We start from the raw sequence: 8,891 nt of genomic DNA, 5'->3' as shown, positions 1-8,891 counted from the left end.
TTCAACAATTAATTCTTGTGATTTAGATATTTTAGGGGGAGAATAATTATTTTTATTATTAAAATAGCAGTCGAAAAAAAAGCTTAGGACAGTTAAAAACTTTAAAGCTCAGACAACGTAAGAATTTTCCTTCGTAAGCATTCAGCTAGCTCGCTGTCTGCTCTCAGCTCTGATAACAGATTTTTAATGAATATAGGCTGTTTCAGCCAGCTTTTATAGTAAGTATAAATTCTGGGCGTTGCTGATGGGTGGGTATGATTTAATAATTTTGTATTTTGTATTTTGGATTGTTTGAACTACTTGTTAATATTAACTTTTCCCTATTTCCAACTTCGGTATTTTCTATTCCCTATAAACCTACTTTCATACCTTAATTATGATAAATTATTCAATAATGGATAATGGATAATTGATAATTGATAATTGATAATTACCTCTCCCTAAAACGGAATTGATTGATTGAAGAAGGAGACAGGAGACAGGAGACAGGAGGAAAATTACATGGGGATTCGCTCCCCCAAGTAATGCGTGAACACCCCCGTTGACGGTGGGGTATTAAACCCACAAAGAAAATGATAATTCCCTTCTGCCTTCTGCCTCCTGCCCTCTGCCTTTCCTGATAAAAAGAAAATTTTTTCTTGTTTCCCCTTGAAAGAGGAGGCTTCAAGGCGCGAATTATTTAATTATTTAATTATTTAATTATTAATTCTTCGGTAAAGCTTTTATATCAAACTAAAAGCAATAGCTGATGGCTGAATGCTGATGGCTGAATGCTTACTTTCCTTCTTTATTCTTCATTAGTTCTTTCTACTATAAAGCACTTTAAAGTATCAGCACAAATTAAAAATGTAGCATTCAAAACTATTTGATCGTGATTAATTTGATTTTTATGTTTGACAGCTTGTCGTTTGACTTAATATAGAGGCGTAATTTACAATCAAAAACGCAGATTTAATAATTTTCTGTATTTGTATTGAGAGAGGAGAACAAAATTGAAGAAATTACTATCAATTGTGGTATTGGCCATAACTTTTTTTGTTGTTGCTGTACAACCCCCCGCTTTAGCTGCAGACTTAGCTCATGGAAAGCAGATATTTCAAGGTAATTGTAACGCTTGCCATTTGGGTGGTCGCAATACAATCATGGCTCCGAAAACTCTAAAAACCGATGCCCTAACAAAATATCTCAAAGGTTTTAAAGAAGATAGTGTAGCAGCAGTAACCTATCAAGTCACAAATGGTAAGGGAGCAATGCCAGCTTTCAAAGGTCGTCTAAAACCTAATGATATTGAAGATGTTGTCGCTTATGTTGTAGATCAAGCTGACAAATGGAAATAATTTAGATAAAAAATTAGCTTCATCTTGAAATAAGTTCGAGTGGACTTGTTCGGTGACTATCAACAGTCATAAAAACAAAGTAGTTATTGTTTAATCAAAAATTGCTTCTGTTTCTCAGAAAGTTCTGACTGTCTTCAAAAAGTATCAAAAGTCTACACATACGCACCCGCTTTCTGTGTATGTAAGTCATTAAAGTATTAGCGAGAATAATTTTCTACTTCACAATTGAAAATTTTCTCGTCCTAATAAATTTTTCTTTAAATAGTTAGTTGGGGTGAAAATTTAGAGCGAAAGAAACTGCTGAGTTTGCTCTAGATGTTCACCCCAATATTAATATTGGGCGTTGGTGAATCAACATAAGAATTAAGATATTTGGAATAACCGTAATCAACATAAGAATTATGAATACTCCTTTCATTACTTACTCCCGAGCAACCCGTAAACGAAATAATCTGTAGGGACTTTGTATTTAAAGTATCTACCTATTCCCTATTCCCTCAGTACTAAAATCATAGCTAAATTCACTAACGCCTAATATTGAAATAAATATAATAAATTTAGATAGATATCGAATAATCAGTTGTAATAAAAACTATTGGAGGATAATTAGCATTTACAGCACTTTTTAGGATAGTGAGGTACAGCTATAAGACTATTTATTCCTATATTCCCTGTTGCCTGTTGCCTGTTGCCTGTTGCCTGTTGCCTGTTGCCTAGAGCAATAAAACTTTGTACCTCATCAACCAGAAAACTGTTGTAATGTTAAAGCCATAGCTTATTATCGCCAATAACTATTATCAATCTTCACAGATATTATGAACAACTTTTATCGATTTATACTAAGTATTGGCATAGTTTTTGCAGTAATCTTTTCTTCATTCTCCCCACCAATGAAAACTGCAACTGCTAGCTCAGAAAGCGGAATTTATCAAAAATTTTTCACCGAAGGTATAGCTAATACTCAAGATAAAAACTATGAACAAGCAGTTAATAATTTCACCAAAGCAATAGAACTTAATTCTAACTTTGCCAGTGCTTATAGTAATAGATGCTTAGTTTATCTTCAGTGGGAAAAGTACCAGCAAGCGATCGCTGACTGTATCCAAGCAGTAAAAATTAATCCAGATAATATTGAAGCAAATCTTAATCTCGGTTTAGCTTACTACAAAATTGGTAATTACCAACAGGCCATTGCAGAATATACCAAAGTCCTTAATCAAAATCATAACGATTTTCGTGCTTTATATAATCGAGGTTTAGCTAATTTTGAACTGAAAAATTATCAGAAAGCTGTATTGGACTATAACCTAGTTTTAGCAAAGACCAAGCAAGACAATAATTTTGATCGAGCAGATATCTATAATGAGCGAGGTCTAGCATATTTAATGTCAAAAAAAATGCACAAGGCAATGGCAGATTTTTCTTATGCTATTAATATTGATGCTAATAATTCCAGAGCTTATTTAAACCGAGGTTGTGTCTGTAGCAAGATGGGAAATATAGAAGGAGCAATGGAAGATTTTAGCAAAACTCTACAACTTAATCCCCATGAAGCTCAAGCTTATTTAAACCGAGGACTATTACACCACCACCAGGGACTTTATCAAGCAGCAATTCAAGATTGGCAAGCTGCAGCAAAATGTTTCTGCGATGGAGGAGATATGGTAGCTTATCATCACACTCAAGCTCTGATTAATAAACTACAAACATGGCTCCTATCGTCTAATCAAACTGCTATTGCTTGATATAACTACTGAATTTTTCATGGTCTCACTTGATTTTTCAACCTCTCTCTATAGAAATCTCACAAAATTCACCCCAGAAATAGAGAAAATAATCGCCTCAGCCTCCAGTCATCATTTTGTGAAGCTCTAGAACGGCGACGCAAGTTTTTTTTGTCTTGCATCTTCCAAAAAGTTGTGAGACAATTTATATATTGGGCGTTATTCGCCCCTACGCATGACTTTTTATTCAACTCAAAAAACCATACTTTCCCCTGACTATCAACAATAGAAAACTATCCACTTTGACAAAAAGACTAAAGAGAAAATTATTGCTGTAGGCTCCAAATTGTCATTTTGTGAAGCTCAATAGGCGCAAAGTTTTTTGTCTTGCATCCCCCAAAAAATTGTGAGATAATTTATATATTGGGAGTTGTTCGCCCCTACACATGACTTTTTATTCAACGCAAAAAACCGGGCTTTCTCCAGACCATCAACAATAGAAAACTATCCACTTTGACAAAAAGACAAACAGGGTTTCTATAGAATGCTAGGCTCACCCCAGAAATACAGAAAATAATCGTTTCAGCCTCCAAATCATCATTTTGTGAAGCTCAATAGGCGCAAAGTTTTTTTTGCCTTGCATCTTCCAAAAAGTTGTGAGATAATTTATATATTAGGAGTCGTTCGCCCCTAAGCATGACTTTTTATTCAACTAAAAAAATCATACTTTCTCCTGAGCATCCATCATTAAAGAGAAAATTATCCACTTTAATGCAAACATCAATATTCAAAAAAAAAGTTGAGGAATATTCCCCAACTCCAAAGGAGATGAACGATGAACTTAGATGCGAACAAAACAAATTTTCATACGATGCGATAGATATTACTATTTCCGGCTAAAAAGTTGCTATTACTGAAGTCGAAAAATACTCAAATTTAGGAATTTATTCTAAACAACTCGTAACAACTTTAGCGTAGATGGTTAGCCAGATTTAATATCAACCTTCAAATTTCAATATCTAAGCAGGTATCAAAACAGCACTTTCCGTGCCTACAAAAATGGGGCGTAATGCTTCAACCCACTGAGTAATTCTTTCCTCAGTTAACTCACTTTGGTTAACCTCATCAATTGGCAAACCCACGAATTTACCATTACGCACTGCTGAAGAATGTTCAAAACTGTAACCTTCAAGAGGAAACTCTCCCACTATAGTTGCACCAAGCTTCTCGAAGTGGTCACACATAAGCTGCAGTGCGCCAGCAAAGTGCTTTCCATGACCGACTTGATCTGCTGCACCAAACAAGGCAATAGTTTTTCCAGTAAAATCAGGCTTTTCAATATCCATATCAAAAAGTGGTTCGCGCCAGTCATTCTGTACTTCCCCAGCACCCCAAGTTGAACAACCCAATAATAAATAATCATAATCAAGAAGTTGACTATATTCGTCATAATCTTCTTCCATACTATAAAGATCGCAAATTTCTTCGCCGAATTTGTCGCGCAATGCTTCAGCGATTTCTTCAGTTACGCCAGATGTGCTACCATAAAAGATACCAATTTTTGCCATAATCAACACTCCTGATTAGTTTTGGTAAAATTCATAAAATCTGGTGAGTCAAAAAATTTCACTAGCTCGACCCAGATTTTTGAGGGTTTTCGGTAATTAATACAAGTTATTTGTAGAATTTTCTTGCTTAAAATTCCTAATATAGATTAGTCTCGTTTTCAGCTAAATAAGAAGTAGTTGCAATAAAGTAAGCAATTATTTCTTTAACTCTAGGGGCGAATACCATTCGCCTTATTAATAATTAGAGACTACTCTTCAAATAACCCCGGAATAGAAAGGAATTTTTGTATCAACCCTATCTATATTCTGAATATATCGGGTAAATTAATGGAAATCTGTATCAATTGTAGTTGATAATTTTTTTGATTTAGTTTATAATAGAAATATATATACTCCACAAATTCTAGTTCTAAAGATTATATTGAGCTTTTATATAAACTCTAACTAATTAATAAAGCCTCTCAATAAGATTAATTTTGATTGAAAAAAAGTATTCTTGTGAGTGCGATCGCGTGATTGGTGCAGAATACTATTGTAGAAACATCTTCAGGACTTACGCAAATTCTTAGGCAATACGCTATCTGTAGAGGGCGTTTTGCTCCGCAACATATAAAGCGGAGCTTTGCGTTAGCAAATGCCATTCGCCCCTACTAGATATGGCGCTTGCTGCGTAAGTCCTGATCTTTTAATTATTAATTAAACGAACTTAATCTGATTTGATATTGCTTAATGTAATTTCATATTCGACCGCAATAAAAAATCAGTTTGATTAGGTAAATACTACTATTGCTGATGATAATTTCAAAAGTTAGAATTCTACTATATCAAAAAATGTAAAGAAACTCGGTTTCTAGGAGAAATCGTTGATTTTAACAATAGACATCTAGGAAAAAACCAGGTTTCTTGATTCGCCTGTGGGTATTGCTAACTAGATTATCAAAAAAATTATGAGTACAAGAGTCCAACAAATTACTGCTATCATAGAACAGCGTCAGCCTCTAGCAAACAAAATTGAAGGTGTTAAGAAAAATCTAGAATTGCTTTCTTCAGCACTTAACAAACTTGAAAATTATCGGGATGAGTTAGTTGATAAAGTAGACGATCCAAAAGTAATTGGACAACTTAAGGAAATTAATACATCTCCCATTCAACGTAATATTTCTAGCGAGTTAGGTACTCTTTACAAACTCAAAACTCGCTTCTCTCGTGATACTCTCAATATTGCTGTAGTTGGACGAGCAGGACAAGGTAAAAGTAGGTTATTGCAAAGTTTGACTGGACTAACGGCAGCAGAAATTCCCGATGGCAGTGGCCAGCATTGCACGGGAGTCCGCAGTACAATTCATCATAATGCAGAATTTGAAACTTCTGGTGAAGTTTGGTTTTATACCGAGCGCTCGTTTTTGGATGAGGTGATAATGCCTTACTACAATCAATTACAATTGGGAGGAAAACCAATTACCTTAAACGAATTTGCTAGTAATGCTTTACCAAAACTACCTGAAAACCAAAAAGGTGCAGTAGTTGAGGCTAAATATGAACACTTACGAAAATATCATACTCATCTCGATCAATATCGAAACCTGTTGCAGGAATCTTCACCCCGTCGAATTACTAGAGATGAAATTCGGGAATATGTAGCTCAAGATAATCTTGCAGGACAACGAATATACCATAATTACTTGGCAGTTAAAGAAGTTAAAATTACTTGTAATTTCCCCAATACTGAAGTCGGGAAAATTGCTTTAGTCGATCTTCCAGGACTAGGCGATACAGGAATTGGAGATGAAGAAAGACTAATTAATACACTAAGTCAGGATATTGATTTAGTTCTTTTTGTCCGAAGACCAAATGTTGGTCGTGACTTTTTAGGTGATGTAGATGTAAGTCTTTATGATATTGCTCGTTCTGCTTTGGTAGACCTACCCTTAGAAAAATGGTCTTTTATGGTTTTTAATAGAACAGATAGTAATTCTCGCTTAGGTGATAACTCTTCTCTATGTGAACAATTAGCAGCAGACCTGGGAAATAAGCATATTAATGTTTCTGAGTCGGTTATCGCTGACTGTGCAAACCCAGATGAAGCTAATGAAAAGATTTTGGATCGAGTTCTGAGTTATTTAGCAGCAAATATTACTTCTCTCGACCGGGAGTATGCTTCTTCTTGTCAAGAGCGTTTGAAAGAAATTCAAAGTACCGTAAATGCAGAGGTAGAGAAAGCGAAAAATGCTTTGGGACTGGCAAGACAACCAGCAGAAACAGCACAGTTTGAAGTCTTGTTTGAGAAGATTTGGAAACAACTTACCAGTGGTCTTGAAGGGTTGTTAAGGGGTTTAAGTAAAGAAGTAGATAAATACGACCGCGACTTTCAGGAGTCCGTAGATATGGCTCTCCAGGAGTGTAGAGATGATACAGGAATTCCATCATCCCTAGAAGAGATAGATATTAGGCGAGATGAAGAGATATCTTATGAAAATGCCTACAATAATTATCTCAATGAAGTCCGCGCTCACTTGTCACAAAAATTCCTCTCTTTAGATGAAGGTTTAAAGCGTTCTTTAAATCGGGTTAAATCTCTGGTAACAGAGGTGCTTGTTGAAAAAGGGCGTTTAGGAAACTTGGCTGAAGCAAGAGGAGCAGAGTTTCTTGAAGCGATCGCCACCTTACTCCCAGAGCAACTCATTGAAGGGGAACCCAGCAAACTGAAATATGGCTTTAAAATTCTGGCAGAGTTTGAGCTGTCTTATCGCGGATTTGTGCAGCACCGAATTCGTAAGTGTCTGGATGGTATGACTCCAGATAAAAAGAGACTTAAACTTTCTAGCTCTTCATCAGCTCAAGAAATAATGAATAGCCTGAAAACGCTTCAAAGCGAAGCCGTTTTTGAGTGTGAAAATGCCTTAGAAGATTTACTTTCTGAACCTTCTCAAGCTGGTTTTGCAATTGTTGAAGAATTTCTCGATCGCGTACTTAGAGCAGAAGGAGTAAAGATTGAATGGCGTATCTTTCTAAATCAAGAGCGTTCTGCCGTCTGGCCAGAAGAATTTGAATTACTCGGAGAACGTACTAAGTTGAGACAAGATTGGTTGGCAGCAGTGGAGTCTGTAAATCAAGCGAATCAATTGGATGCAATGCAGTTTATTAGTTAATAAAGTAAGGAGATTAAAATGGTACAAGAACTGAAAATTGCGATGATGGGAGCTAGGGGTGTGGGTAAAACTAGCCTCTTGACAGCTATGTATGAGCAGTTCGGTAAAACTATTGGTCAGACTGGCTTACAACTCACACCCGATCAAGAAAGTAGTGCTATTTTACAAGAACGTCTAGGGGAATTGAAGGCATTAGTGGACAATTTTGAAGCAACGGGAGGATTAGAGGGCGATAGCGAACTTCGGTCTTATATTTTTGATCTAGGAAAGAAGGGAGCCAAACCATCTTTAAGATTAAACTTTCAAGACTTTCCTGGTACTTGGCTTTCCAGTAAAGCTACAAAAGAGCAACAAGAATCTGTTACGAAACTTCTAGAAAATTCTGTAGCAATTTTGATTGCGATTGATACTCCTGCACTAATGGAAGTAAAAGGAAAGTGGCATGAACTTCAAAATCGGCCTAAGCAAATTAAGGATTTGTTTGCAAGTGTTTACCAAGAAATGAAATTACCACGTCTAGTGATATTTGCACCAGTCAGGTGTGAGAAGTATATGCAGACCACAAAAGATGCTACCAGTCTACTCAAAAGTATTAAAGAGGGATATGCCGATCTGCTTTCTCTTTTTGGCGCGGAAAATCTAAATCCTTGGGTAACAAGTGTAGTTACTCCTGTTCAGACTGTGGGAACGGTTGTTTTCTCTAGAATTGAGATCGAAAAGGATGGACCACATTTTTATTTTCGTAAAATTAGTAACGAAGTTGAATATGATCCTCAAGATAGCGATCAGCCTTTGCGGTATCTTTTAAGATTTGTTTTGAAGCTACATCTGGCTCAAAAAAAATCAAGATGGTTAGGTTTGGCTGGTATTTTTCAAGAGTTTTTGGGAATGAATGAACATCTTAAATCAGCAATTATTCAGTCTTCTCAAGGATGCAAAACTACTACTGGTTTTACTGTATTACAAGGACAAAATTGGTTAGATATTAAATAGGAGTAAACTATGAAAAGGATTTATGTTCAAAGCGGTGGAATTTCGCAAGATGACGACTATCAGTGGAAAGAAATTAATTTTGATAATGACACCCAAGATATTGTAGACTGTCCCCTATTG

At 35.8% G+C, this 8,891-nt stretch carries 5 protein-coding genes; 4 read left to right on the top strand and 1 reads right to left on the bottom strand.

What is annotated here, in order from left to right; genetic code table 11:
• The first annotated feature begins 992 nt into the window (after nucleotides 1-992).
• Nucleotides 993-1,337 (top strand): cytochrome c6 PetJ, encoded by a 345-nt coding sequence (gene petJ, locus F6K13_RS07385; RefSeq protein ID WP_124147449.1) that lies wholly within the window; start codon nucleotides 993-995, stop codon nucleotides 1,335-1,337.
• A gap of 815 nt (nucleotides 1,338-2,152) precedes the next feature.
• Nucleotides 2,153-3,082 (top strand): tetratricopeptide repeat protein, encoded by a 930-nt coding sequence (locus F6K13_RS07380; protein ID WP_124147448.1) that lies wholly within the window; start codon nucleotides 2,153-2,155, stop codon nucleotides 3,080-3,082.
• Between the two features lie 998 nt (nucleotides 3,083-4,080).
• Here the strand turns inward: F6K13_RS07380 and F6K13_RS07375 are convergent.
• Complete coding sequence (locus F6K13_RS07375) at nucleotides 4,081-4,629, bottom strand: flavodoxin (protein WP_124147447.1); 549 nt, start codon at nucleotides 4,627-4,629, stop codon at nucleotides 4,081-4,083.
• Nucleotides 4,630-5,576: 947 nt separating this feature from the next.
• On the opposite strand from F6K13_RS07375, the gene F6K13_RS07370 reads away from it, so the two are divergent.
• Nucleotides 5,577-7,778 carry a dynamin family protein gene (locus tag F6K13_RS07370; protein WP_287287120.1) on the top strand — a complete coding sequence of 734 codons (2,202 nt, stop codon included), beginning with the start codon at nucleotides 5,577-5,579 and terminating at the stop codon, nucleotides 7,776-7,778.
• Between the two features lie 18 nt (nucleotides 7,779-7,796).
• Nucleotides 7,797-8,771, top strand: a complete 975-nt coding sequence (locus F6K13_RS07365; protein ID WP_287287119.1) for a hypothetical protein — start codon at nucleotides 7,797-7,799, stop codon at nucleotides 8,769-8,771.
• Nucleotides 8,772-8,891: the final 120 nt, after the last annotated feature.

Source organism: Okeania sp. SIO2B9, assembly GCF_010672505.1.
In the GTDB taxonomy this organism is placed as follows: domain Bacteria; phylum Cyanobacteriota; class Cyanobacteriia; order Cyanobacteriales; family Microcoleaceae; genus Okeania; species Okeania hirsuta.
This window is presented reverse-complemented; position numbering and strand designations above follow the sequence as displayed.